At 61.5% G+C, this 25,519-nt stretch carries 20 protein-coding genes; 13 read left to right on the top strand and 7 right to left on the bottom strand.

Going from position 1 to position 25,519, the window contains the following annotated elements; all coding sequences use genetic code 11:
* Positions 1–6 precede the first annotated feature (6 nt).
* On the bottom strand, positions 7–1,488 hold the full coding sequence (locus ACILSQ_RS03175; protein WP_395742132.1) for a SulP family inorganic anion transporter: 1,482 nt from the start codon (positions 1,486–1,488) through the stop codon (positions 7–9).
* A gap of 245 nt (positions 1,489–1,733) precedes the next feature.
* Between ACILSQ_RS03175 and ACILSQ_RS03170 the strand changes: the two genes are divergently transcribed.
* The 11 genes from ACILSQ_RS03170 (at position 1,734) to ACILSQ_RS03120 (ending at position 15,903) form a co-directional block, all read left to right on the top strand.
* Positions 1,734–2,795 carry a metallophosphoesterase gene (locus ACILSQ_RS03170; RefSeq protein ID WP_395742131.1) on the top strand — a complete coding sequence of 354 codons (1,062 nt, stop codon included), beginning with the start codon at positions 1,734–1,736 and terminating at the stop codon, positions 2,793–2,795.
* 12 nt (positions 2,796–2,807) lie between these two features.
* The gene (locus ACILSQ_RS03165; protein ID WP_395742130.1) at positions 2,808–4,454 is read left to right on the top strand and encodes a sulfatase-like hydrolase/transferase; all 1,647 of its coding nucleotides are present in this window, start codon (positions 2,808–2,810) and stop codon (positions 4,452–4,454) included.
* Positions 4,455–4,459: 5 nt separating this feature from the next.
* Positions 4,460–6,454 carry an arylsulfatase gene (locus ACILSQ_RS03160; RefSeq protein WP_395742129.1) on the top strand — a complete coding sequence of 665 codons (1,995 nt, stop codon included), beginning with the start codon at positions 4,460–4,462 and terminating at the stop codon, positions 6,452–6,454.
* A gap of 10 nt (positions 6,455–6,464) precedes the next feature.
* Positions 6,465–7,397: an alpha/beta hydrolase gene (locus ACILSQ_RS03155; protein WP_395742128.1), complete on the top strand. Its 933-nt coding sequence runs from the start codon at positions 6,465–6,467 to the stop codon at positions 7,395–7,397.
* On the top strand, positions 7,394–8,089 hold the full coding sequence (locus ACILSQ_RS03150) for a family 16 glycoside hydrolase (RefSeq protein WP_395742127.1): 696 nt from the start codon (positions 7,394–7,396) through the stop codon (positions 8,087–8,089). Before ACILSQ_RS03155 ends, ACILSQ_RS03150 begins: the two co-directional genes overlap by 4 nt.
* A gap of 16 nt (positions 8,090–8,105) precedes the next feature.
* Entirely contained in the window at positions 8,106–8,936 is an 831-nt protein-coding gene (locus tag ACILSQ_RS03145) for a peptidyl-alpha-hydroxyglycine alpha-amidating lyase family protein (RefSeq protein ID WP_395742126.1), read from the top strand.
* Between the two features lie 124 nt (positions 8,937–9,060).
* The gene (locus ACILSQ_RS03140) at positions 9,061–9,702 is read left to right on the top strand and encodes a hypothetical protein (RefSeq protein ID WP_395742125.1); all 642 of its coding nucleotides are present in this window, start codon (positions 9,061–9,063) and stop codon (positions 9,700–9,702) included.
* A 55-nt stretch (positions 9,703–9,757) separates the two neighbouring features.
* On the top strand, positions 9,758–10,207 hold the full coding sequence (locus ACILSQ_RS03135) for a hypothetical protein (RefSeq protein ID WP_395742124.1): 450 nt from the start codon (positions 9,758–9,760) through the stop codon (positions 10,205–10,207).
* 139 nt (positions 10,208–10,346) lie between these two features.
* A complete protein-coding gene (locus tag ACILSQ_RS03130; protein WP_395742123.1) occupies positions 10,347–11,519 on the top strand; it encodes a sialidase family protein in 1,173 nt (390 codons plus the stop codon).
* Positions 11,520–11,687: 168 nt separating this feature from the next.
* Positions 11,688–14,390 (top strand): PQQ-binding-like beta-propeller repeat protein, encoded by a 2,703-nt coding sequence (locus ACILSQ_RS03125; protein WP_395742122.1) that lies wholly within the window; start codon positions 11,688–11,690, stop codon positions 14,388–14,390.
* A gap of 127 nt (positions 14,391–14,517) precedes the next feature.
* The gene (locus ACILSQ_RS03120; RefSeq protein ID WP_395742121.1) at positions 14,518–15,903 is read left to right on the top strand and encodes an NlpC/P60 family protein; all 1,386 of its coding nucleotides are present in this window, start codon (positions 14,518–14,520) and stop codon (positions 15,901–15,903) included.
* 75 nt (positions 15,904–15,978) lie between these two features.
* On the opposite strand, the gene ACILSQ_RS03115 is transcribed toward ACILSQ_RS03120, so the two are convergent.
* The 5 genes from ACILSQ_RS03115 to ACILSQ_RS03095 form a co-directional block, all read right to left on the bottom strand.
* Positions 15,979–16,305, bottom strand: coding sequence for a hypothetical protein (locus ACILSQ_RS03115; RefSeq protein WP_395742120.1), 327 nt, complete (start codon positions 16,303–16,305; stop codon positions 15,979–15,981).
* Positions 16,302–16,850, bottom strand: a complete 549-nt coding sequence (locus ACILSQ_RS03110; RefSeq protein WP_395742119.1) for a hypothetical protein — start codon at positions 16,848–16,850, stop codon at positions 16,302–16,304. Before ACILSQ_RS03110 ends, ACILSQ_RS03115 begins: the two co-directional genes overlap by 4 nt.
* Before the next feature lie 66 nt (positions 16,851–16,916).
* A complete protein-coding gene (locus ACILSQ_RS03105) occupies positions 16,917–17,444 on the bottom strand; it encodes a hypothetical protein (protein WP_395742118.1) in 528 nt (175 codons plus the stop codon).
* 315 nt (positions 17,445–17,759) lie between these two features.
* On the bottom strand, positions 17,760–18,467 hold the full coding sequence (locus tag ACILSQ_RS03100) for a GNAT family N-acetyltransferase (protein ID WP_395742117.1): 708 nt from the start codon (positions 18,465–18,467) through the stop codon (positions 17,760–17,762).
* 18 nt (positions 18,468–18,485) lie between these two features.
* The gene (locus ACILSQ_RS03095) at positions 18,486–19,505 is read right to left on the bottom strand and encodes a dihydrodipicolinate synthase family protein (RefSeq protein ID WP_395742116.1); all 1,020 of its coding nucleotides are present in this window, start codon (positions 19,503–19,505) and stop codon (positions 18,486–18,488) included.
* Between the two features lie 48 nt (positions 19,506–19,553).
* On the opposite strand from ACILSQ_RS03095, the gene ACILSQ_RS03090 reads away from it, so the two are divergent.
* On the top strand, positions 19,554–20,837 hold the full coding sequence (locus ACILSQ_RS03090; RefSeq protein ID WP_395742115.1) for an SGNH/GDSL hydrolase family protein: 1,284 nt from the start codon (positions 19,554–19,556) through the stop codon (positions 20,835–20,837).
* A 12-nt stretch (positions 20,838–20,849) separates the two neighbouring features.
* Here the strand turns inward: ACILSQ_RS03090 and ACILSQ_RS03085 are convergent, their stop codons facing one another.
* Complete coding sequence (locus ACILSQ_RS03085; RefSeq protein ID WP_395742114.1) at positions 20,850–22,013, bottom strand: hypothetical protein; 1,164 nt, start codon at positions 22,011–22,013, stop codon at positions 20,850–20,852.
* A gap of 284 nt (positions 22,014–22,297) precedes the next feature.
* On the opposite strand from ACILSQ_RS03085, the gene ACILSQ_RS03080 reads away from it, so the two are divergent.
* Positions 22,298–25,486: a tetratricopeptide repeat protein gene (locus ACILSQ_RS03080; protein ID WP_395742113.1), complete on the top strand. Its 3,189-nt coding sequence runs from the start codon at positions 22,298–22,300 to the stop codon at positions 25,484–25,486.
* Positions 25,487–25,519 lie beyond the last annotated feature (33 nt).

Here is a 25,519-nt window from a genome sequence, read left to right as displayed (position 1 = left end):
CCCTGATCAGTGGGTCAGGATGTCATCCATCGCGCCCGGCTTGTCATGCGTGCCCAGCCGGTCCACGAGGGTGGCGCTGGCTTCATTGAGACCCAGCACTTCGACCTCCTTGCCCTCGCGGCGAAACTTCAGCACCACCTTGTCCAGCGAGGCCACGGCGGTCAGGTCCCAGAAGTGCGCATGCGTCACATCCAGGCGCACTTTCGCCACGCCCTCCTTGAAGTCGAACTCCCGCACAAACGCCGCCGCCGAGGCAAAGAAGAGCTGGCCCACCACGGTGTAGGTGCGGCAGGTGGCCGCCTCGTCCAAGGCGCTGCTCACCCGCAGGAAATGCGCGACCTTCCGCGCAAAGAACAGCGCGCTGAGCAGCACGCCTACGCCCACGCCCAGCGCCAGATTGTGCGTGAACACCACCACCACCACCGTGGCGATCATGACCAGGCTGGACGACTTCGGATGCAGCCGCATGTTGCCAAAGGAAGCCCATGAGAAGGTGCCGATGGACACCATGATCATCACCGCCACCAGCGCAGGCATGGGGATCTGCCTCACCCAAGGTCCCAGCACCACAAGCAGGATCAGCAGAAACAGCCCCGCTACAAAGGTGGAAAGCCGCCCGCGACCGCCGGAGCGCACATTGATGACGGACTGGCCGATCATCGCACACCCGGCCATGCCACCGAAGAGCCCGGCCACGATGTTCGCGATGCCCTGCCCGCTGCATTCGCGGTTTTTGTCGCTGGGCGTGTCCGTCATCTCATCGACGATCTGCGCGGTGAGCAGTGACTCCAGCAGCCCCACGCACGCAAGGCCGGCGGAGTACGGCAGCACGATCCACAGCGTCTCCAGCGTCCACGGCACCTGCGGCCAGAGGAAGACGGGCAGCGCATCCGGCAGCGCGCCCAGGTCTCCCACACGCCTCACCTCCAGCTTGAACACGATGGCGATGATCGTCATCACGATGATCGCCACCAGTGGTGACGGCACCGCTTTCGTCACTCGCGGCAGCAGGTAGATAATGGCCAGCGCTCCAGCCACCATGGCATACATGGGCAGGCCCGCTCCGTGGAATTCGGGGAGCTGCGCCATGAAGATGAGAATCGCCAGCGCATTGACAAAGCCCGTCATTACCGACTTCGACACAAAGCGCATCACATCGCCGATGCGTGCCAGCCCGGCGATGATTTGAAACACCCCCGTCAGCAGCGTGGCGGCCAGCAGGTACTGCAGCCCGTGCTCCTTCACCAGGGTGGTCATCAGCAGCGCCATCGCCCCCGTGGCGGCGGAGATCATGGCCGGGCGTCCGCCAAAGAAGGCCGTCACCATCGCGATGCAAAATGAGGCATACAGCCCCACCTTGGGGTCCACTCCGGCGATGCTGGAAAACGCAATCGCCTCCGGGATGAGCGCCAGCGCGACGACGAGACCGGCCAGCAGATCAGCGCGGATGTTGGAGAACCATTCCTGGGAGTAATTTTTGGAGAACACGAAAAACAAAAGTGAGATGAGAGATGAGACGACGATGCTCCCGCAACGGTCGGCACACAGCCGCTTAACCAAGCCCACGTGCCAGTCCGTCAGGACCGCACCAACCTCGGAAGATGTCAGGAAACAGTGCCTTCTTCGTGCCGCCTGTCGGGGCGTTCGGCAACCACTTTTCCGTCTTCCTCCTGTCACAGTTTTGAATGGCAAGACATCCGCGCGGCCCGCGTTTCCAGCATCTGACCTCCACCATGCGCGTTTTGCTTCTTCTCTCCCTGCTCGGCATTCATGCTGCGGCAGCTCCCAAAAAACTCACCGGCACCCAGCCGCTGCCGCCCATGCCTGCGGCGGCCTTCACCGTCGTCATCATTCCAGACACCCAGGCCTACACTGGCAAAGGCTGCAAGGCCACGCCTGACAGCACCGACCCTGTGACAAACAGCAACCTGGAGGCTCAGGTGAAGTGGATCGCTGCGCATCGCGAGGATCAAAACATCGTCTTCGTCAGTCACGTCGGAGACATCGTGGACAAAAACAACACCAACGAATGGGCCGTGGCCAGGCAGCACCTCGACACCCTGCGTGGCGTGGTCCCCTTCAGCCTCACCGTGGGAAACCACGACATGACCACCAAGGGCGACGCCCATCTGTTTCAGGAGCACTTCCCGGCCGCCAGCTTCAAAGACTACCCCTGGTATCTCGGCAGCTACACCCACACGCGCAAAGACCAGAACGTCTCCGCCAACAACGTGAACAGCGCCCAGATCTTCAGCGCCGGCGGCATGGACTTCATCCATCTCAGCCTCGAGTGCAATGCACCTGATGACGTGCTCGCCTGGGCCGATGATTTGCTCAGCAAAAACGCCTCACGTCGCGCGCTCATCACCACGCACATGGACCTCGGCATCCTTGACAAGCCGAAGACGGAGGAGGGCTTCATCCACGATCCCAAAGGCCGCATGCGCTGGGTCAAAATCCACGGCGCGCGCGGAAACACCGCAGAGCAGATGTGGGACAAGCTCTTCCGCAAGCATCCTAACCTCCGCCTCATCTTCTGCGGAGATCAGAGCCGCGTCACTGCGCTCAAGCTCACCACCCCTGCAGACGACGGCCACCCCGTCACCTCCATGCTCACCGACTACCTCTCCCAGCCCGCCCTGCGCCTCCTGCGCTTTGTGCCCGCAGAGAACCGCGTCCACGCCCTCACCTACGATGTGGTGAACAACGTCCTCGTCTCTGACACCCCCTACGTGCACGAGCTCGACCAGCATCAGTTCACGCTCGACTACCCCATGCAGCCCGCCGCGAAATAAGCTTCTTCCGTCATGAAACTCCGCGCTCTTCTCATCGCTCTTTCGTCAGTCTTCGCGCTGCCTGCGGCACACGCCGCCGCACCCAATATCCTCTTCGTCCTCTCAGACGACCACAGCTACCCCTTCATCCACTGCTACGGCCGCGAGGAGATGAAGACGCCCAACCTCGACCGCTTTGCCGCAGAGGGCATCATGTGCCGCCGCATGTTCACCGGTGCGCCGCAGTGCGTTCCTTCGCGCGCCACCATCATGACCGGCCGCTCACCAGTCGCCTGCCGCATGACGCGCTTCTCTTCGCCCCTGCCGCGCGATGAGATCACCTTTCCCGAGATCCTCAAAAAGGACGCCGGCTACTTCGTCGGCTGCTGCGGCCGCACCTATCATCTCGACGGTTCAGGCCGTGGCCCCGAAGCCTCCGCGCAGGTGTTTGATGAGCATCACATGATCACCTTCAAAGACCGCTTCGACTACGTGGACGCCAGCGGTCAGGACACCCTCCCCACCAAGGTCAATGAGTTCTTTGATCAGAAGCCCAAGGACAAGCCCTATTTCCTCTGGGTCGGCTTCAGCGATCCCCACCACGCTTGGAATTCCGGCAAAAATCCGCCCGATCCCGCCAAGCTCAAAGTCCCCGGCTTCCTCCCAGACCTCCCCGGCGTGCGCAGCGACCTCTCCGCCTATGAAGGCGAGATCGAGCATTGCGACGGCGACTTCCAGCGCGTGCTCGACCTCATCAAAGAGCGCGCCGGTTTGGAAAACACCCTCATCATCTTCATGGGAGACAACGGCATGGCCTTCCCCAGTGGCAAAGGCTCCCTGCACGATCCCGGCCTGAATGTCCCGCTGCTCGCCTGGTGGCCCGGTGTCATCCAGCCCGGCGGCGACTCCAGCGCGCTCATCTCCGGCGAGGACATCGCCCCCACCTGCCTCGAAGCCGCCGGCCTTCCCGTCCCAGATCGCATGAGCGGTGTCAGCTTTCTCCCGCTGCTCAAAGGCGCCAAGTTTGAAAAAGAGCGCCAGCATATCTTCGCCGAGCGCGGCCCCCACGGCAGCGCCACCTTCAATGAAGGCACCACCGCCAGCGGCGTGGACTACAGCCGCTGCGTGCGCAGCTCCCGCTACAAGCTCATCTACAACGTCACGCCCAACCTCCGCTACACCCCCGTGGACAGCGGCAACGATCCCAGCTGGAAGGACATCACCAAGGCGCATGAGGACAAGACCCTCGCCACCGAGTTCGAGACCCTCTGGTTCACCAGCCCGCGCCCCGTCTATGAGCTCTACGACCTCAAAGAAGACCCCAGCGAGCTGCACAATCTCTACGGCCAGAAAGGCCTGGAAGAAGCCACGCTGGAGCTCAAGACCGCGCTGCAAAAGAAGATGATCCTCGACTTCGACTACCTCCCGCTCCCCATCGCCGGCGACGCCAGACCCAAGGGCAAAGCCAACGCGCAGGCCAAAAACAATCCCAATCGCGCCGAGCAGTTCAAGCGCCTCGACACCGACCACGACGGCAAGCTCACCCCGGCGGAGTTCAGCGCCAAACGCGCCCCCGCCGATGCCGCCGCCTGGTTCAAAGCCCGCGACGTGGACGGCAGCGGCACCATCGATCAAGCCGAATACACCGCCGGCACCGTCCCCAATCCTCCGAATAAATAATCTTCATGAGAAGGCTGCTCCTCTCCGCACTGTTCTGTGTCCTCGGCGCTTCGATCCAGGCCGCTGACAAACCCAACATCCTCCTCGTTCTTGTGGATGACATGGGCTTCTCCGATCTCGGCTGCTATGGCAGCGAGATCGAGACACCGACCATGGACCGGCTGGCAGCCAATGGCGTGCGGTTTTCGCAGTTTTACAACACCGCCAAATGCCACTCCTCTCGCGTCAGCCTTCTCAGCGGGCGCTGGTGCAGGCAGGCGGGAGACGAGAGCCTCCAGCGCGCCGTCATCATTCCGGAGGTGCTCGCCCCTGCGGGCTACTTCACCGCCATGACCGGCAAGTGGCATCTCTCCCAAGAGCCCACCAGCTTCGGCTTTCAGCGCTACTTTGGTCATCTCTCTGGTGCTACAAACTACTATCGCGGAGACGGCACCTTCCGCCTGAATGGCGAAAAGTGGACCGTGCCCGACAAGGGCTTCTACACCACCACCGCCAATGTGGACCGTGCCATCGAGTTCATCAGCGAGGCACGCACCGCAAAGAAGCCCTGGTTCCAGTATGTCGCCTTCAATGCCCCGCACTCACCGCTTCAGCCGCTGGAGCAGGATTATAAAAAGTACCTCGGCCGCTACGATGTCGGCTGGGACACCATCCGCGCCGCCCGTGTGTCAAAGCAGAAGCAGCTCGGCCTGCTGCCCACCAGTTTGGAAGAGTGTCCGCGTCCCGATCATGTGCGCGCATGGGATCAGCTCACACCCGAGCAGCGCACATGGGAGTCCCGCCGCATGACCGCGTATGCAGCCTTGATCGACCGCATCGACCAGGAAATGGGCCGCCTCATTGCCAACATCGAAAAAGCTGGCGAGCTCGACAACACCCTCATCCTCTTCTTCTCCGACAACGGCGCCTGTCCCTATGACCGCGCTCATCCCGCGCCAGAGGTCCAGCCCTACGATCCTCAGTCCCACTGGAGCGACAGCACCGGCTGGGCCTGGGCGCGCAACTCACCCTTCCGCTACTACAAGCAGAACCAGTTTGAGGGCGGCATTTCCTCCCCCGCCATCATGCACTGGCCCGCAGGTTTGAAGCAGAAGCCCGGCGCTGTCATCGACACCCCCGCGCATCTCGTCGATGTCCTTCCCACACTCGCAGACATCACCGGTGCCAAAGTGCCGGAGACCTTTCCCGGCCGCGAGCCCACACCCCTCGCGGGCATCTCACTCGCTCCCATCCTCGCGGGCAGGGAGCTCGCTGCGCGTCCGCCCATCCACCTGCTCTATTCCAGCGACCGCGGCCTGCGCGATGGCGAGTGGAAGCTCGTCAGCTTCCAGAGCCACCCCTGGGAGCTCTATCACATACCCACCGACCGCACTGAACTCCACGACGTGGCCGCACAGCATCCGGACATCGTCCAGCGCATGGTCAAGCAGTGGCACGACATGGCCGCCAATGTCCTCCAGGTGCCTGCCAAGGAAAACAAACCCGTCGCCACCGAAGCCACGCCGCAGATCAATCCGCAGTGGACCCACTTCGATGCCCCACCCGGCAGCGGCAAGGAGAGGAAGAAAAACAAACGCAGCACTGCATCCGACACCGAGGCCAAGGCCGCACCTCCCCGCGCTCGCAAAGGCACCCAACTTAAAGTCACCGAAAAGCAGCTCATCCTCCAATGCAGCGGTGAAGATCCCGGCCTCGCTTTTGAAAAGCTGCCCGTCACCTCCCCCGGCCCCTACACGCTCAGCTTCCGCATCCAGAGCCGCTCTTCCGGCCCCGCCGAGCTCTACTGGACCACCGATGCCGAAGCGATTCTCCCCAAGGGCAGACATCTCAACTTCGTGGTGCAGCACGACGGTGAATGGCACGAAATGACCCTCCGCATCGACGAACCCAAAACCCTCCACGCCCTACGCCTCGACCCCTGCGGCGGAGACGGCGAGGTGAAGATTGAAGCTCTCGTTCTCAAGGCCTCGGATGGGAAGGTGCTGGCACAGTGGCCATGATTTTGAACCTATGAAAATCCTGCCTGCCACGATCATTCTCTTCGCTCTCTGCCCTCTGCTTTTCGCCCAGAAGCCGAAGGCCAAGCCCAGCCAGGCAAACACCGATGACATGTGGGTGGCCTCGCCTGTGCCGGAGCTTCCGCCAAACGTCACGCACCACACCTTGCGCAGTACCTCGATGCAGCGCGAGGTGGGCTACTGCATCTACCTGCCGCCAGGGTATGCCAAGGACACCGGGCGGCGCTACCCGGTCATCTACCATCTTCATGGTGCAGGTGGAAATGAGGTGCGCAGCGTGTATTCCGCCAGTGTTCTGCACGAGGGCATCATCGCTGGCCGGCTGCCGGAGATCATCATGGTCTTCCCCAATGGCGGCCGCTCCACCATGTACCAGGATTCTGCAGACGGCCGCTTCATGGCGGAGACGATGATGATCAAGGAGCTCATTCCGCATATCGACGCGGCTTATCGCACCATCGCCGAGCGCAAGGCTCGCTGCATCGAAGGCTTCAGCATGGGCGGGCGCGGCTCCACCAATCTCGCCATGAAGTTCCCGCAGATGTTCGCCTCCCTCTTCAATCAAAGCGGCAATGTCTATCATGTCTCCGATGCCTCCAATCTGCCCAATCCCTACCTCGGAGACGATCCCGAACGGCTCAGAGCCAACGATGCCTTCCTCAACCTCGCCAAAAATCTGCCCGACATCAAAGCCGGCCTGCGCATCCAGGTCGCCTGCGGCACGGCCGACCCCGACCACCTCGTCACCGTGCGTCAGTATCACCAGGCACTCACTCAGGCGGGTGTGCCGCACAGCTACTTCGAAGTCGAAGGCCTGGATCACAACCAGAAGAAGATGATCGACGGCCGCAAATCGACGTGGTTCGATTTCCACATCGAATCACTCAAGCTCAACCAGATCCCGCTTCACTACCTCCAGCCATGAAACACCTCCTCCTCTTTTTCTCTCTCGCCCTCCCGCTCCACGCCGATTTCATCACTCCGCTCTTCTCCGACGACTTCTCCCGCGATGAAGCTACCCCCGGCAAGGAGGACATCGGCAATGGCTGGACCAGCAACAGCGCCTGGCGCGCCAAGGGCCACCAGCAGGTCGATCTCATCGACGGCCACATGCACGTCACCAAGCACGCCGAGGCCGACCACGGCGTCGCCATCTTCCACGCGGCGGAGTTTCAGGACGGCATCGTTATGCTCAAGTTCCGCCTCGGCGAAGGCGACGACCTCGGAGTCGATTTCGTCGATCGCGAGCTCAAAACCGTGCACGCCGGACACCTCTGCATCGCCCGCGTCACCAACAAGGCCGTGACCATCACCGACTCCAAAACCGGCGGCATGGACAATGAAATCCGCGCCCGCCGCGAGAAGGGCGACAAATCCCCCGAGCTCGCCGCGCTGCTCAAATCCAAAACCAGGACCTTCAAGCTCGACCTCAAGCCCAACGAGTGGCACACCATGAACATCAAGATCGTCGGCGATCAGATGACTGTCCGCATCGACGACCTGGAAGCCGTCTCCTTCACCAGCCCCGGTATCGCCCACCCCACCAAGCGCATGATCACCCTCGCCGTAAACAAATCCGCCGACGTGGATGACGTGAAGGTTTCGAAGTTGAAGTGAGTATTTCACTTCTTCCATGCGCTTCGTTTTCTTCTTTGCCCTCCTCGGCCGCGTCTGGACCAAGCCCTTTCCGAAAGAGCCCATCGCCGCACCCACCGTCAGCGTGTTTGAGGGGGCCACAGGCCGTCTTCTCAGCACCTGGGGTGCAAACCGCTTCATCATGCCGCATGGGCTCACGGTGGATCACGCCGACAATCTCTGGCTCACCGATGTAGGCCTGCATCAGGTTTTCAAATGCTCGCCCTCAGGCGAGGTGCTGCTCACATTGGGCGAGGCAGGTGTGCCCGGCGACGACACCTCGCATTTCAATCTGCCCACCGATGTGGCCGTGCTGCCAGACGGCTCCTTCTATGTCAGCGACGGCTATCAAAACACACGCGTGCTGAAATTCTCCGCCACAGGCCGCTTCGAGTTTCAGTGGGGCGCCAAAGGAAAAGGGCCGGGCCAGTTCCACCTGCCGCACGGTATCACTATAGACCCCCAAGGGCGCGTCATCGTCTGCGATCGCGAAAACGAGCGCCTTCAGGTCTTCGACGCCAAAGGCGTCTTCCTACACGAATGGAAAGGTCCGCAGATCGGCAAGCCTTATGGCATCGCCACCAGCCCCGACGGACACCTCTTCGTCATCGATGGCGGTTCTCCGTCCCTGAAGCGGGAGCTGCGCGGCAAGGCAGTGGAGCTCGATGTCGCTGGCAAAGTGCTCGACACCTTTGGCGGCTATGGCAAAGAGGCCGGTCAGTTCCAGCTGGGTCATGACATCGCCGTTGGTCCGGACGGTGCGGTGTATGTCGCCGAAGGCACTGGCGCGCGTGTGCAGAAGTTTGTGCGCAAGAAAGGCGCGCAGTGAGGGCGCGCTACTCTGTGCTGCCAGGCAGCTCCAGCGGGTTCGCAGTTCATTCCACGACGAGGAGCATCACTTGCCATGGCTCATTCAATCTCTAGCATAAAGTATGATTCGAGAGACTCGGTACTTGCCCGAAACGCACGATCTTTATTGCCGAAGAGTCTATGTGGTTCGCTCCAAACCCGAACTGATTGTTCAACTCAAGGAGCTTGGTTCAAAGCTCGATGCCGATGCCATTGAACTTTTGCAAAGCCCTACGGTCGTCATGACGGAAGAAGTTCCGTTCGAGCGCGATCTTGAAGGATGGAGAGTTGCGATCATGAACAAATGCAAGGAAGCCTATCTTCGCGAAAGCATGGATTTTTTTCCGTTGTCAGCACTGGAGCTTCCCGAAGGCCTGCTGACTGACATGGCCACCTTGACGGCGTTTTTCGATCAGTGGTGGGATGCTGAAGAGGCCGACAGCATCGAAATCGTTTCGGGGTCCTGGAAGACGCGCGAGTGCTGCTCTACCCCTCCTCACGAGAGCAAACGCTTGATGAACTGGACGAGCTACTCGCCGAAGTGTGGCACCGAGCTGACCTGCGGAACCATTTCCATCCCCGCGTATGGTTTTGCCGAAGACGTTGGCAGGGATGAGGCTTTCCAGGTGCCACTCGGTGACCCTGACTACGGTTTCTGGAAATGGCTGCTCAAGCGCTGGCCTTACAAGTCTGTTCTTTCACACGAAGACATCCCGTTGCTCAAGGATGAATACCTGAATGCCTAGCCTGGTGCAGAAGTTTGTGCGCAAGAAAGGCGCGCAGTGAGTGTTTAAGCACGGCATGAGACACCTCCTCGCAGTCGCTCTTGTGTTACTCGGTGTGCAGACCCCTTTCGCGGCGGTGCCGGGGTCCGAAGCGCTGGCCGAGCTCATCGCCCACGAGTTTGACACCAACTCGGATGACATCCTCGACCAGGGCGAATGGCAGAACGGCATCACGGGCAGTTTTGACAAGCTGGACGCCAATCGTGACGGCTCCATCAAGGCCGAGGAAGTGGACCGGCTGAGCAACGACATCTCGGCGGAGGCTGGAGACATCGGCGGCGTGATCATTGTCGCGCTGATCAAGCAGGTGCTGCTGACGCTGGACACGGACGGCGACAAGGCTGTGAACCGCAAGGAGTATGACAGCCTGACGGACGGTATTTTCACAAAGCTGGATGCCGACAAAAACACCAGCCTCACGCTCGCTGAATTGTCCGAGCTGCCGGTGAAGATCATGGCAAAGTAGCTTTGCCGCCGGGCAGCAAAGGAGCCCGCCTGTTTCACAGAAACAGGGCGGCTTCGCTCCGCATTTCTTCGCCTGGTCCGGCATTCGGACCAGGGCTTTGCTGTGAAAGCAAACCAGGCCCCGCGTACTTTCTGGCACCATGACGAACCGCCGCCGCTTCCTCACCACCACCACCTCCGCACTTGCCTTTCCCTTCATTGCCCGCGGTGCCGCGCCGGCGGCGAAGATTCTGGAAACGAAGGTCATCTCCCGCCAGCCGGAGTTTTACCATGGCTGGTCCACCGTGGTACGACGGCAGAATGGCGAGCTGTGGCTCTCATGGTCCGGCGGACGCGAGGGGCACGTCTGCCCGTTTGGACAGGTGCATGCCATGACCTCCAAGGACAACGGCGCCACCTGGACCTGGCCGCGCGTGCTGCTGGACACCGCCACGGACGACCGCGACTCCGGGGTGCTGGAAACCGCCAAAGGCTCCCTCATCGTCACCACCTTCACCTCGCTGGCCTATGAGGACTCGTTTAAAAAAGCCGCCGCCATGTCGGAGCATACCGACAAGGGCTGGATCTCCAAGACCATGCCTGCGGAGCGCTATGCCAGATGGAAGGCCGCGCATGAGCGCCTGGGCGATGAAGAGCGCAAGGCCGAGCTCGGGGAGTGGGCCATTCGCTCCACCGATGGCGGCAAATCCTGGTCCACCCGAATCCCCACCATCGTGAACAGCCCGCACGGCCCCATCCAGCTCAAGGACGGCCGCCTGCTCTATGCGGGGAAGCAGCTCTGGACGGGGGACAAGAAGATCGGCGTGGCGGAGTCCAAAGACGACGGACAGACCTGGCAGTGGCTGGCGGAAATCCCCACCCGCAAAGGCGACACTGCCAGCAACACCTACCACGAGCTGCATGCCGTGGAGGCCGCAGACGGCACCCTCATCGCGCAGATCCGCAATCACAACACCGCTAACAAAGGCGAGACGCTGCAGACCGAATCCAAGGACGGCGGCAAAACCTGGAGCGAGCCGCACTCCATCGGCGTCTGGGGCCTGCCCTCCCACCTGCTGCGCCTGCGTGACGGCCGCCTGCTCATGACCTACGGCCACCGCCGCAAGCCCTTCGGCAATCAGGCCCGCGTCAGCAGCGACAACGGCAAGACCTGGAGCGAGCCCATGATCCTCTCCGGCGACGGCATCGGTGGCGACCTCGGCTACCCCAGCACCGTGGAGCTGGCAGACGGCACCTTCCTCAGCGTCTGGTACGAGACGATGAAGGAGCCCAAGCTCGCCGTGCTGCGGCAGGCGACGTGGCGCATCGAGTAGAGGGCAGTGATGCAGGCACTCTTGCCTGCATTGCATGGCCATGGCGTGTCTTATGCACATGCAGCATGAAGAAAGGCTGCTTTGGAACGTTCGTCTTGCAGGCAGGAGTGCCTGCATCACTTCGGAAAACCTCGAAAGACTCGCGCCCATCATCCGCTTCTTATGGCCATGCTCACGCGCCACTTTCTGCTCTCCACGCTGCTCATTACCACCGCCATGGCAGAATCCAACTGGCCGCAGTTTCGCGGCGAGGGCGGGCTGGGCATCGGCACGGGGAAGCCGCCGGTGGAGTTCAATGCGGAGAAGAATATGAAGTGGCAGGTGGAGGTGCCGTTTGGGCATTCGTCTCCCTGCGTCTGGCAGGACAAGATCGCGCTCACCGGTCTCGATGGCGGCAGGCTGGTCACGCTTTGCCTCAGCCGCACAGACGGGCACGAGCTATGGCGTGCGGCGGCTCCGGCGGAGAAGGTGGAGGGCGCGCACCGCATCGGCAGCCCGGCCACGCCCACGTGCTGCACGGACGGCACGCGTTTGATTTCCTACTTCGGCTCCTACGGCGTGCTGGCGTATGACTGGAATGGTAAGGTGCTGTGGCAAAAGCCGCTGCCGCCGCCGATCGTGGAGTTTGGCACCAGCTCCTCGCCCATCATTGCCGATGGCAAGGTCATCATCGTCGCGGACCAGGATGTGGGCAGCTACATGATCGCGCTGGATGTGAAGACGGGCGCGCAGGTGTGGCGTGTGGACCGCAGCGAGTTCCGCCGCAGCTTTTCCACGCCTTTCATCTGGCGGCATGACGGCATCGAGGAGCTGGTGGTGAGCGGCTCCATCTGGACCCGCAGTTACGATCTTAAGGATGGCAAACTGCGCTGGTCCACCAGCGGCATGGCGCGTGTGTCCAACACCAGCCCCACCGCGCTGGGCGATGTGCTGCTCGTCTGCGGCTGGAATGTGGGCGGAGATCCCGACGACCGCGTGGAGATGGAGGCCTTTGATTCCTTCATGGCCGCCAATGATGCGGATAAAAACGGCTCGCTCAGCGAGATGGAGTTTCCGGAAGGCCCGCTGCGCGACCGCTTCACCATCATCGACGCGGACAAGGACGGCAAGGTCACGCAGGCGGAGTATGACGCCATGCGCGCCATCTTTGCCCAGGCGGCGAACCAGCTCTTTGCCATCAAGGCCGGCGGCAGCGGCGATATCACAGACACGCATGTGCTCTGGCGGCAGACGAAGCACCTGCCGTATGTGTTTTCTCCGGTCATCGCCAACGGCCGGGTCTTCACGGTGAAAGGCGGCGGCCTGGCTTCTGCGTATGATGCCAAAAGCGGCAGCCCGCTTTTCCAAGGCGAGCGCCTGGATGCCTCCGGCGAATACTATGCCTCCGCCGTGACCGCCGACGGCCGCGTGTATGTGACCTCCCAGCGCGGTGTCATCTCCGTGCTGGATGCCGGAAGCGACACACTGAGGGTGCTGGCCAGGAATGACATGAAGGCGCCGGTGTTTGCCTCTCCTGCCATCGTGGATGGGGTGATCTATGTACGGACGAACAAGCGGCTGTATGCGTTTGCGGAGCCGGTGAAAGAAGCCGCTGCTCCTGTCCCACGATTGAAGGGCGTGGTGCGAGGAACCGATGGCCGGCCGCTCGTGGCAGCCACCGTGCTGATCGATGCCGCCTATGTGAAGCAGGGCTACAGTCCGCTTTGCCCTGGCTGCTACCCCGACTGCACGAAGAAGGCGGTGTCCGACTACGAAGGAAAATTCGTGATCGAACAGCTCGATCCGAAGCTGAAGTTCGACGTCCTGATTCTGGCGCCAGGGTACAAGCCACGCATGCTGGAGAGAGTGGACCCGGCACGTGCCGATCTGGCGCTGACCCTCTCCGTGCAGGAGCCGGACAAACTTCCGCCGGACCACACGCTCACCGGCGTCGTGCTGGATGACCAGGGCGCGCCCATGGCAGATGCCATCATCACACCAGCCAGCTTTGAGACCGAAGCGTGGAATGGGTTCAAACCCGGTGTCTTCGACCCGCTCGCGATCACCGATGACCATGGCCGTTTCACGCTCTCAGCGACGTCGAAAATCATCCGGGCGGATTTGAAGGTACGGGCGCGTGGCTTTGCCCCGCAGTTCATGAGGGAGTGTGCGCCCGGGAAGCCTGAACGAACCGTCCAGCTTGACCGCGGTGTCATGGTGAAAGGCCGCATCCTTCAGGCGGGCAGGCCTGTACCTGGCGCCGCGGTGGGTCTGGTGCAGGTGAACCGCAACTTCAGTGATTTTTTTGGTCAGGAACAAGTGAGCACTGATGTCGAGGGCGGCTTCATCTTTATGAATGTGCATGGCGGCGAAGATTATGTGGTCTATGGAATCATGGACACCCTCAAGCATGTGGGCGCCGTGCCTGAGGTGCGCATCACGCTGGGAAAGGCAGACTCGACCTTTGACGCCGGCACGCTGTCCGTGGTTCCAGACCGGATCATCAAGGGACGGGTGGTCTTGAGCGACGGGGGGACCCTGCCACCAAAGCAGATGGTCCTCCTTTCCCGGGAAAGAGCTTTTGATTATCAGCAGACCGAAATCGACCGCACGGGCACCTTTGCCTTTCGCGGTGTTCCTTCCGGAGAATCCTTTGCCGTATGCATCCGTCTTCACGGATATGAAATGTCCGACAAAAATGTGAGCCTCGACCGCTGCAATGATTATCAGCTCATCGGCCGTGTGGATTCCGATATCACAGATCTGACGATTTTGATGGAGAGAATGGAAAACACGGAGAGAGGCAAGCCCCGCTTTGACTTCGCGGAGCTGCCGAAAAGCGGCTGGAATCAGTCCGCCGTCAGAGAAGCACGGTTGGAAGGGGTTAAATGAACACCCCTGAGGCGGCTCGCGGTGGGCATGCATCAAGTGGCGGATCGAGGACGGGAAACAAATGATTTGATCAGAATCCGGCCTCTCGGCGTCTAACGAAGCGTCACCTTTTCACACCCCGCACCTCATGCACACTTTCCTGCGATTCCTGCTCGTCATGCTGATGGCAGCAGGGGCAGGGGCCCCGCTTCACGCGGCCACGACTTCTTCCAAAGGGAAAAAGTCCTCGTCTTCGTCATCCAAGCCGGGAACCTCCGCCAAAAAATCAGCGACCGCCAAAACCGAAGCCAAGTCGGACAAGTCTGACAGCACCCCGGCCAAAAAGACCCCGCCTCCAGAGCCGGTGAACGAAGACCCGCCCACCCGCGTGCCTACTCCGGCGGCGGTTTCGACATTGAGTATCGAGGACATCAGCGGCTTCGACCATTACCCGAAGCAAATTCAGAGCCTGGTGCAGAGCTGTCTGGCGCTCACGCATCTGGAGCTCGGTTACCTCTACGGCTCCCATGAGCCCAGCAAGGGCGGCATGGACTGCTCCGGCACCATCTACCACGTGCTGCACTTCCAGGGCCTGAAGGATGTGCCGCGCCAGTCCGACGAAATGTGCAATTGGGTGGATAAAAAAAGCCAGCTCCACCTCACCCCCACGGCCACGAATTTCGACAGCGAGGAGTTTGACGCGCTGAAGCCCGGCGACCTGCTCTTCTGGACGAACAGCCTCGAAACCACGCGCAAGCTGCCGGTGACCCACGTCATGGTCTATCTCGGCAAGCTCAAGAAGACCGGCAAGCGCATCGTCTTTGGCTCCAGCGACGGCCGCAGCTACATGGGCGAGCGCCGCAGCGGCGTGAGCGTTTTCGACTTCAGCCTGCCCCGCCCTGAAAGCACCAAGCACTTCTACGGCTACGGCCCCAGCCCCGGCCTGATGCCACCCGAGCCCAAGCCCGAAGCGCCTGTGGTGCTCGCCGCAGCATCGACAACGCCTGCGCCGAAGGAAGCCGGGGTGACCAAGGAAACGCCGGCGGCCAAGGAACCCGTTGCAGCTAAGACGACGCCTGCAACGACGCCGAAGGAAACGGCTGTGGTCAAAGCGGAATCCACGCCCAAGACAACGGTCGCAGCCAAGGAATCCGCGAAGCCGAAGGAAGCGCCTGCGGTCAAAGAAACGCCGGCGCCCAAGGAAGAAGTGCGCAAGGCCATCGCCATGGACACCGGCAGCAGCGCTTCGTCGTCTGACGCTAAAACCGCCTCCAGCAGCGACTCCAAAACCGAGGTCAAAAAAGCAACCGTCGCTGATGCCTCCGCCAAGTCGTCATCATCATCATCATCATCATCTTCTTCTTCTTCTTCGTCTTCATCCTCCACCAAGGCCAAGCCTCCCACCACGACGAAGAAGCGCTCCACCACCGCCAGCAGCACCCGGCGCCGCACGCCCCCGGCTCCGCAGAAGAGCGTCTTCCAGCAACGCGTGGATCAAACCGTCAGCTCAGTGCGGCGGTTTTTTCAGCGGTGATGAGGGAAGCAGCCGTTACGAAAGGAGAGTGCGAGGCAGGCACACGAACCGGCGAACAGTTCGCCAGTTCAAAAGCTAAAAATGCGGGATGGCGAGGTGGAATAAAAAGAAAAGCAGCGCTGCGATTCCCAGGCGCCGCAGCGTGCGGCTCCAGCGGCCGATGATCACCGTGACGATCGCAAGCGCGATGGCCGCCGCAGAATTGATCGCATTGGCCATCCGAGCTTCGCCCCGCATGTGGAGCTTGGGAGCATGGTCATCGTGTAAAAAAAGCCCGATTCCGAAGAGCTCGACACACAGCGCGAACACAGTGGAAACGACCGTTGCGATCCAGAGAGTCCAGAACACCGTGCGGGCAAGCCGCTCGCGTCTGGGGATGACACGGTGGATTGGGAGAGTCACGGCTTTTCAGGAGGAGCCTGCGGCACGGGTTCCACCTCGAGCCATAGAAAACACATCCATGTCTCCACTTGATCCTTCCTGTACAATGCCAGCTTCTCAAAGGAAGGGCGGACGATCCTCATCCGGTGCTTGCCAAGCGCCTCATTCAGGGCTGCCACCGTGGCCGTGGCCATGACTGCCTGCGCAAAAGGTTTGTGAAGAGCGATCATCTTCGGGTTGTGCATGTTTCCCGCCGAGCGTCGAGCAGCCTTCAGTGCGTCCGGCGCAATGCGCTCCATCTGCTCAAAAACTTCCCGCTGAAACGTCGCATCACTCACCAGCTCGTGAAGCGTGAGGGTGCGAAGCGACTGCAGGTGACCGGCATTCGAAAGGGTCTTCAGCGAATCCGCCATGGACTTGGCACCCCGCCCGGCGTCAGGCTTGTAAATCATCACATACCGGCCCCCATCCACGCTGAAAGTTGAAGCGTCCTTGATCTCCCAGTCCGCCTTCGCGAGCGGGCCGCCTACCATCAACGCGGAAAGGAGGGTGCCGAAGGTCTTCATGGCGAGTGGCTGTGCTGGAACGGGCATTGAATCATTTTCGGCTCTGCCGAAGGTGGCGACCACTGGTTACTTCGTGGTGCGGATTTTGGTCAGCACGAGCTGGACCATGGGGTGGGGCCAGGACTCGTAGCCGGAGAGTCCAGGCTCCAGGGGAAGGATCGTGGTCTTGTAGATGCCTTCCTTGCCAGGAATGGTCATCATCGCATCCATGTAGATCCTGGCCTGGGTGTTGTTTTTGATGACGAGCATCATCATGGAGTGCGCCCCATCTTTGACTTCCTGCGAAAACTTGAAGGTGATGTCTGCTTTCTTGAGGTCGGGCTGGTAGGTGACGGATTTCACGGCGTCTCCCTCGCGCTGAAGGTTCACGCCAAACTCATCGCCGCTGAAGAGAAAGACATCGTTGTGATGCACATAGGGATGCCGCTCAAATTTTTCCTCATACACCCGCTCCTTGTCGATCTTGAGCTTCAACGTGAAGGGCTGTCGAAAGCTGGAGCCTTCCTCGTCCTTGGCAGCGGGCCTGGGCTTGTCTTCCGCGTGAATGGTGAAGACCAGGCAAAGCGCAACGAGGGGCAGCAAAAGAGTTTTCATGGCTTCAGGGCGTGCGGAGCACACGCCATCGTTTTACATTCCTTCATCGAGGCGGAGCAATCTAAATCTGAGGGTGATTGGTGCGGAAGACGAAACGATCATGCAGCGAAAGATGCAGCGAGGGCGTGCGGCAGCTTCTCGCGCCCCTGCCGGGGCGCAACCTTCTGCTAGGCGGGGTGGTGGGCCGTGGGTCCGGTGATTCCCGGTCGCTTCGCTCCCTTCATCACCGGCTAATTTCTCCGGTCCCTCCGGGACCGCACCTTTCACCCCATCCATGCTGTTGCTGGGCAACCCAGACAGGATGCCGGAAAGACCTTACTGCTCATATCCCTGAGTGTTGCACCCGGCTTTTTCTCCAGGCATGGACGCATTCACTGCATGCTGATGGATCGGCGGAAGATGCCTCAGATCAGGGCAAGGAACCTTCGCGGCCTGCAGGTACCGCCGTGTCGCGTTGATGATGTCATTGTTGACGCCCTGCATCACATAATCGTGCTCTTTTCCCGTGGCGTCTTTCCAGCCTTCGGCTGCCTTTTCAAAGCCGTACTGTTCAAAGTAGCCAAAGGTCCGCTTGTTCGGAAATATTTGCAGGACGGTCATTCCCTCGATCTCCGGCATTTGTGCGATCCATCCAAACAACAGCAGGCGGCCCACGCCCACGCGCTGATAATCGGGATGCACCATTGCCAGCGCCAGGATGGCATAGTTCGAACTCTTCAGCACGTAGGTGGCACATCCGACGATGATGCCCTCGTGCTCCGCCACCAGAGTCATCTCCGGCAAGTTATGCAGGAAGAAGATCTGGTTCAGCCCGCTATCTTTGACACCCAGCTTTTTGACGTTGAGCTCATACAGCAGGCGGCAGGCTTCAAAGTCATCCTTGCGATACTGCCGCAAACTCACACCGCGCAGCCTGGGCAGCACCATCGCATTCTGGATGAGGTATTTTGCCGGTGACAGGCGAACATTTAGGCACAGGCTGTCCCACACGTAGCGCAGCCAGGATAAAATACTTTCAGCCATGATCGTGGGTGCATGTTCTCACCTCATCCACTCATCTCGATGCTCCGCCACGAAGACATCATCATTCAAATGCGGATAGGCCGCATACACGCGGTCGATTTCCTCCCTCTGCCCGAGGCTCAGCGATTCATGCTCGTCCAGGCACCAGAGTCCTTCCAGCAGGCCTTGGCGGCGGAGGACTTCGTGGAGGCCGGCGATGCAGCCGTGGAAGGCGTTGGCGGCGTCGAAGAAGGCGGCGTTGCTGTCGGTGACTTCGATGCCGAGGCGGAGGAGTTCGGGGGTGGCATTCGCGTTGCGGCATTTTTCGAGAAGCTCCACGGCGCGCTGGGTCCAGACGGACCAGTGGCCGAGGAGGCCGCCGATGATGCGGCGCTCTTTGCCGCCATAGCGATACGGCGTGAGGAAATCGGCGACGATGTTGTCGTCGTTGCCGGTGTAGAGGGCGATGTCGTCGCGGCCGGCTTCGATGACGGCGCGCACGACATCGAGCGTCTGATAGCGGTTGAAGGGAGCCATCTTGATGGCGACGATGTTTTCGATTTCCGCGAAGCGACGCCAGAAGGCGTAGGGCAGCACACGCCCGCCCACACTGGGCTGGAGGTAAAAACCCACCACTGGCAGCACCTGCGCCACGGTGCGGCAGTGCTCGATCATCTCTTCCTCGGTACCCACTCGCAGTGCGCCGAGGCTCAGCAGTCCGGCGTGGTAGCCGAGGTCACGCAGCATCTCCGCCTCCGCCACGGCCTGTGGCGTGCCACCGCAGATGCCGCCGATGCACACGAGGGGCCGCCCAGCACGGTCCATCTCCTCCTTCGCCAGTTCCAGCACGGGCCGGAACAAACCCACCCGCGGATCGCGGATGGCAAACTGCGTGGTGTGTACACCCACGGCGAGTCCGCCGACACCGGCGGCGATGTAGTAGCGCGCCAGCGCCCGCTGCCGGCGCTCATCCAGCTTTCGCTGCGCGGTCAGCGCCAGCGGATGGGCGGGAATGGCGATGCCGTGCCGGAGAGTGGAGCGAAAGTCGAAGTTGTTCATGAAAGTTTGCTTCGCATGCTGGAGGCGAAACCTTTCAACCGACTCCCCATGCTGCGCCACCTCCTGTTTTCGCTTTTTGCCGTCACCGCCCTTCACGCCGCGGATGAGTTTCCGCTCGTGCCCGCGGAGGAGTGCCGCCCGCGCGCAGGCCTGCCGAACTTCCTGGCCAAGGCCAGCACGGCAGGCGCGGAAGTGAAGATCGGCTACCTGGGCGGCTCCATCACCGCGCAGAATGGCTGGCGGCCGAAGACACTGGCGTATTTCCAGAAGACGTATCCGCAGGCGAAGTTCAGCGAGATCAATGCGGCCATTGGCGGCACGGGCTCGGACCTGGGTGTGTTCCGCTTGAAGCAGGACGTGCTGGATCACAAGCCGGACCTCCTGTTTGTGGAGTTTGCGGTGAACGACGGCGGAGCGTCTCCGGAGCAGATCTTCCGCTGCATGGAGGGCATCGTGCGCCAGACATGGAAGGCCCTGCCGGAGTGCGACATCTGTTTTGTTTACACCCTCACCGAGGCGCTCGTGCCCGCGATGCTCGAGGGCAAGTTCCAGCGCTCCGCGAGTGCGATGGAAAAGATCGCCGATCATTACGGCATCCCCACCATCCACATGGGCCTGGAGGTGGCGAGGCTGGCGAAGGAGGGCAGGCTGGTGTGGAAGGCCAAGCTGCCGAAGACGGACGAGGAGAAGAAGGCGCTGGAGGGGAAATTTGTTTTCGCGCCGGACAGCGTGCATCCGCATGTGGAGACCGGCCACGAATTATACCTCGAAGCGATCGTGCGCTCACAGGAGCCGATCAAGGCCGCCTCCAAAGCAGCCGGTCCGCACACACTCGGAGCGCCTTTTATCGCCACCAATTATGAAAAGGCTCAGATGCTGCCCATCTCCGCCGCCACGCTGTCGCCTGGCTTCAAGCTGCTCGACCCCAAGACCGATGACTTCGGCAAGCGCTGGGCGAACCGCATGAGCACCTTGCACAAAGGCTCGCAGCCCGGAGACACAATCACTTTCCAGTTCAAAGGCACGCGCTGCTCCATCTACGACATCATCGGCCCGGACTGCGGCCAGGTCAGCGTCACACTGGACGACAAACCCGCTGTCTTCGTGCCGCGCATCGACGCCTACTGCACCTACCACCGCCTTGCCACGCTGATGATTGGCACCGACCTCGAAGACAAGGTGCACACGGTGAAGATCGTCATCGACTCCAAGCAGCTCGACAAAGCCGCCATCCTGGCGAAGAACGGCAACAAGATCGACAAGCCCGAGCGCTTTGCCGGCACCGCCTTTTATCCCGGGGCGATTTTGCTGGTGGGGGACCTGGTGAAGTAGCGCTCCTCGACGCTACTTTCTCCCGGACGAGAAGCTCTGGAGCAGCTTGAGATCTTCCTTGTCGAATTTTTCAAACGGGATGGTGAATTCCTGGCCGTCTGCGCGGCGGAAAACACCGGAGCCTCCGGCATCGTTCGTGACCCGAAGCAGCGCTGCACGCAGGGGACGGCCATCCGCGGACTTCCAGTCGCGAGTGTCCGTCAGCGGCGCGGGCACGGGCGGGGGTGAAGCTGGGGCTGGTGCGTTCGGACTTGTGCTCGTTTCAGGGGCCGGGTTTTCCCCGCCCTTTTCCGGTCTCCCGGCGGCGATGGTGGGAGAGCTTGGTTCGTCTCTGCCGGGTTCAAAAAATTGGTACAGCGCGTTTTCGCCGGAGCCTGAGAACTTGGTTTTCACACCCGGTTCCGTGACATCCGGATCCAGGGCGGCGGGCACGCCGATCCAGATGGACTCGTAGCGGTTCACACCACGAAATGCGACCGCAAGCTGCCGCGGTTTTGGATTGAGTTCCGCCACCTGCATCTGGGCCATAGACCATCCGGTGTCCTTGAGCACCGCGGTTTCCTCCGGAGAGCGTTTGGCAAATCCTGGCGTGACAACGAGGAACACACACCCCTCACGGCTCAGCTGACAGTAGGTGACAAACGTGCCGCCGAGAGGAGTCGAGCTGCCATTGGCATCAGAGGACTGGATGCTGATTCCCTTCAAGGCTGTGGAGAGACCCTGCGCCAGCTTTTGTGCTTCAGAGGTGTTGCCTGCGTCTGACGCACCTGCCTTCAAGAACTGCTTGTCTGCCGCAATGAACGGCGCGGCTCCGGCGGTGGATTTGCTGGTCCCGTCGAGGAGCACGAAACTCTTCTTGCCCCGCATGGCTTGCACGGACAGAAACAGGGAAAAGAGTACCGCGAGCACGGTGCACACCATGCCGTTCATGAAAAAGATGGTGTGCCTGCTGGCCAGAAGCACCTGCCGCCCGGTCTGGGGGTCGAGAAGACGCTGTTTTTTGGACCGCCCGATGGTTTTGGAAAAGAGCAGCACCATCGCGGCGCCTGCCCAGGAGGACAGCGCGAAGCTTTTCATGAAATCCATCTTCATGAACGTGCACAGCACCATGACGGGAATCACGCCCAGGAAATAGAAGACAGGGATCAGAAGGCCGAGGCCTGAAAAGATGATCATTCGTGGGGATCCCTCAAATAGGTGTCAGCTTGTGGTTTAGGTGATTTCCTTTCCACAAGACAAATAAATCAAACTAAAGTCAAGCCGCCAGGAGGCTGCTTGTTTGAGAACGAGATTTCTAGCGCGGGATGACGGCGCGTAGGCATGACCCTGCTTCGTTCCAGGGTGGGCGGACGGCTGAGACACTCGTGAAGCAGGGTTAAGAGGCGTTTAAAGCCTCATTCAATGTCACTAGGGCGGGGAGGGTCATATCTTTATGGAAATAATAGTATGTCCTATTTTGTATGAACAACGACCCCGCCCGCGTCGAGCAGCTCTTCAATGAGGCGCTCGAACGTGCCAACCACATTGAGCGTCATGTCTTCCTCACCGGAGCGTGTGGGAATGACACCGCCTTGTGGAATGAGGTGTGGGACCGGCTGCGCAATCATCCCGGCGATGGCAGCCGCCAGCGGCGCACCCGTGGCATCCGCGTGCCCAGGGCCCCCGTGAATGGCATGGTGGAGGAGAAGCCGGGCGACATGATCGGCCCGTACCGCCTGCTGCAGGTCATTGACGACAGCACTGCCAGCACGATGTGGATGGCGGAGCGAAACCAGCGTGTGGCGGAGTTTGTGGCCATCAAGATCATCGCGGCCGCGGCCAACGATTTTTTGATCCGTTACGAGGCGCAGAAGCATGCGCTGGCCCTGCTGGACCATCCGGACATCGCCCGCCCGCATGCCTGCGGCATGACGCCCGGGGGGAGGCCCTACCTCGTCACCGAACTGCTGCACGGCACGCCGATCACCCAGTTCTGTGATGACAACAAGGTGTCCCTGCTGGTGCGCATCCGCCTGTTCATCCAGGCCTGCGATGCCATCCATCACGCGCATCTGAAAGGTGTGGTGCATGGCGACCTCAAGCCTTCCAATCTGCTGGTCAAATGGGGAGATCAGGGCGTGCCGACGCTCAAGGTGACGGACTTCGGCATTGCCAAGGCGATGAATCATTCCCTCGTCGCGCCCACCGGCCACCTGCGTGCGCCGGCCGCTTATCTTTCCCCAGAACATGTGGCCGCAAAAGGGATCGATGCCCGCAGCGACATCTACGCGCTGGGCATGCTGCTCTATGAGCTGCTCACCGGGCGCCTGCCCATCCCCACGCCAAAGGACGCCGCGGAGCATTTGGATGAGGTGAAGCGCGTGGTGTGCGAGACCCTCGTGCCAAAGCCTTCCGAGTGCCTGCGCGCCCTGCCAAAGGCGCAGCTCACCGGCCTGGCCCTGAACCGGAAGGTGGAGGTGGCCACCTACGCCGAGCTGATGGAGGAGCACTTTGACTGGGTGGTCATGCGCGCGCTGGAAAAGCGGGCCGAGAGCCGCTACCCCACCGTCGATGCGCTGGTGAATGACTTCATGCGCTACCTCAAGGACGCGGCGGCGCAGGAGGAGCAGCCGGCGGCGCAGGGTTCGGCGCTGGGCGGTTTCATCAGCGAGCACCGCGGGCTGTTTGCTCTGGCGGCCATTCTGGTGCTGCTGCTGGCGGGCGGCCTGACGGTGATGGGCTGGCTGCTGCTGAGGGAGAAACGGCAGGAGACCCGGGTGTCCACCCGGCAGCGCACGGAGTCCTACTCCATGACCTCGCGCTTTCTGCAGGACATCTTTGCCACGCTGACGCCTGAGAGCGTGAAGGACAAGGACACCACCCTGCTCAAACAGATGCTGGACGGAGCGGTGGAGAACCTGGACACCCTGGCTGAAAACCCCGAGTCCGGGGCGCGCGCGCAGGAGACGATCGGCCTGGCCTATCTGGCGCTGTCACAGCCGCTGGATGCGCAGAAGCAGCTCCAGGGCGCTCTGGAAAAGCGCAAGCTCGCCCTCGGTCCCGAACACCGCGACACGCTGCGCTCCATGCGCCAGCTCGCGACCGCGATGAAGGCGGAGGGCCGGTTTGTGGATGCGGAGACGCTGCTGCGCCGTACTCTGAGCGCCCAGCAAAGGGCCCTGGGTCCGGACCACCTGGACACCTTTGTGACGATCACCGTGCTGGCCGCGGTCTGCGATGACCAGGAGAAGCGCCTGGACGCCGAGACCTTGTACCTGAATCTCTGGCATGTGCAGAAGCGCGTGCTCGGGCCGGACCACCTGGACACGATCGCGACCATTGGCCATCTGGCGAACTCTTACACCGCCCAGGGCCGGCATGCGGATGCGCTGAAACTGCGCCGCGAGCAGTTGGAGGCGACACGCCGCGTGCTTGGGCCCAAGGACCCGCGCACTCTCATCGCCATGAACATCACCGCCCACGCGGCCGAGGCTGCGGGCATGCCCTCGGATGCAGAGAAGCTCTACTTTGGCGCGCTTGAAATGATGAAGCAGTCTCTCGGCGCGGAGCATCCTGACACCCTGGCGCAGACGGACCAGGTGGCGCTGTTTCTGGGCCGGCGTGGCAGGCACGATGAGGCGCTGAAGCTGCATCACGAAAGCCTGGACGGCAAACGACGCATGCTCGGCCTCAAGGATCCGCAGACCCTGCTCTCGCTGAAAAATCTGGCCTCCGAGTATGAGACCCAGGGCAGACGCAGCGAGGCGGAGGCCTCCCAGCTTCAGGTGCTGGAGACATTGCGCACGGCCTTCCCTCCGGAGCATCCTGAAATCCTCAGCCAGATGGACACCGTGGCCCAGGTGTATGACAGCCACGGCCGCCATGCAGATGCCACCAAGCTCCGGCAGGACACACTGGCGGTGCGGCAGCGCGCGCTGGGCGCCACGCATGTGAAAACCCTGCGCTCCATGCAGCAGCTCGCCGCCTCGCTGGATGCCGGCGGCAGGCATGCCGAAGCCCTGGCGCTGCAGCAGGAGACTCTGGACACCATGAAGATGGCGTACGGCCCGGGAGACCCTGACGTGCTCGCGCAGATGCAGGCCATGGCCTCCATGCATGCGCGCCACGGCGACCATGCCCAGGCTGAAAAGATGTACGCAGAGCTGCTGCAGATCCAGCAGCGCGTGCTGGGCGCGGAGAACGCCGAGACACTGGTCACCATGGCGGGACTCGCCGGCACCCAGCGGCAGGCAGGCAAGCTCGAAGAAGCCGAGGCGCTTTATCAACAGGTGCTGGATGCACAGCGCAAGCGCACCCCGGCGGACACCGCCGGCGTGGCCGCCGCCTCCACCGACCTTGGAGACCTGTGGCTGCAGACTGGAAAGTGGACCCAAGCGGAGGCACTGCTGCGCGACTGCCTGGAGCAGTGCATCAAACACCAGCCCGAGCACTGGCAGCGCTTCAACACCGAGAGCCTGCTGGGGGGCGCCTTGCTGCAGCAGAAAAAATTCGCCGAGGCCGGCACCCTGCTGCGCTCCGGCTACGAAGGACTGAACGCGCGCGCCGCCACTCTTCCGGAACAAGCCCGTCCCCATCTCCGCGCCGCCAGTGAGCGACTCGCACAGTTCAATCAAATGACTGGTGTGGCGGAGGCGGGGAAGAAGGGTTGAGAGTGGTTGACCGTTGTTTACGATTGTTTGCAG

The organism is Prosthecobacter sp. (genome assembly GCF_044227185.1).
Classification (GTDB): Bacteria; Verrucomicrobiota; Verrucomicrobiia; order Verrucomicrobiales; family Verrucomicrobiaceae; genus Prosthecobacter.
This window is presented reverse-complemented; position numbering and strand designations above follow the sequence as displayed.

Excerpts from the sequence above, each read along its gene's own strand:
- ACILSQ_RS03100 (WP_395742117.1), bottom strand. The coding sequence starts at position 18,467 with ATGGCTGAAAGTATTTTATCCTGGCTGCGCTACGTGTGGGACAGCCTG.
- ACILSQ_RS03160 (WP_395742129.1), top strand. The coding sequence starts at position 4,460 with ATGAGAAGGCTGCTCCTCTCCGCACTGTTCTGTGTCCTCGGCGCTTCG.
- ACILSQ_RS03090 (WP_395742115.1), top strand. The coding sequence starts at position 19,554 with ATGCTGCGCCACCTCCTGTTTTCGCTTTTTGCCGTCACCGCCCTTCAC.
- ACILSQ_RS03135 (WP_395742124.1), top strand. The coding sequence starts at position 9,758 with ATGAGACACCTCCTCGCAGTCGCTCTTGTGTTACTCGGTGTGCAGACC.
- ACILSQ_RS03110 (WP_395742119.1), bottom strand. The coding sequence starts at position 16,850 with ATGAAGACCTTCGGCACCCTCCTTTCCGCGTTGATGGTAGGCGGCCCG.
- ACILSQ_RS03080 (WP_395742113.1), top strand. The coding sequence starts at position 22,298 with ATGAACAACGACCCCGCCCGCGTCGAGCAGCTCTTCAATGAGGCGCTC.
- ACILSQ_RS03105 (WP_395742118.1), bottom strand. The coding sequence starts at position 17,444 with ATGAAAACTCTTTTGCTGCCCCTCGTTGCGCTTTGCCTGGTCTTCACC.
- ACILSQ_RS03145 (WP_395742126.1), top strand. The coding sequence starts at position 8,106 with ATGCGCTTCGTTTTCTTCTTTGCCCTCCTCGGCCGCGTCTGGACCAAG.
- ACILSQ_RS03130 (WP_395742123.1), top strand. The coding sequence starts at position 10,347 with ATGACGAACCGCCGCCGCTTCCTCACCACCACCACCTCCGCACTTGCC.
- ACILSQ_RS03095 (WP_395742116.1), bottom strand. The coding sequence starts at position 19,505 with ATGAACAACTTCGACTTTCGCTCCACTCTCCGGCACGGCATCGCCATT.
- ACILSQ_RS03125 (WP_395742122.1), top strand. The coding sequence starts at position 11,688 with ATGCTCACGCGCCACTTTCTGCTCTCCACGCTGCTCATTACCACCGCC.
- ACILSQ_RS03120 (WP_395742121.1), top strand. The coding sequence starts at position 14,518 with ATGCACACTTTCCTGCGATTCCTGCTCGTCATGCTGATGGCAGCAGGG.
- ACILSQ_RS03155 (WP_395742128.1), top strand. The coding sequence starts at position 6,465 with ATGAAAATCCTGCCTGCCACGATCATTCTCTTCGCTCTCTGCCCTCTG.
- ACILSQ_RS03165 (WP_395742130.1), top strand. The coding sequence starts at position 2,808 with ATGAAACTCCGCGCTCTTCTCATCGCTCTTTCGTCAGTCTTCGCGCTG.
- ACILSQ_RS03085 (WP_395742114.1), bottom strand. The coding sequence starts at position 22,013 with ATGATCATCTTTTCAGGCCTCGGCCTTCTGATCCCTGTCTTCTATTTC.
- ACILSQ_RS03150 (WP_395742127.1), top strand. The coding sequence starts at position 7,394 with ATGAAACACCTCCTCCTCTTTTTCTCTCTCGCCCTCCCGCTCCACGCC.
- ACILSQ_RS03170 (WP_395742131.1), top strand. The coding sequence starts at position 1,734 with ATGCGCGTTTTGCTTCTTCTCTCCCTGCTCGGCATTCATGCTGCGGCA.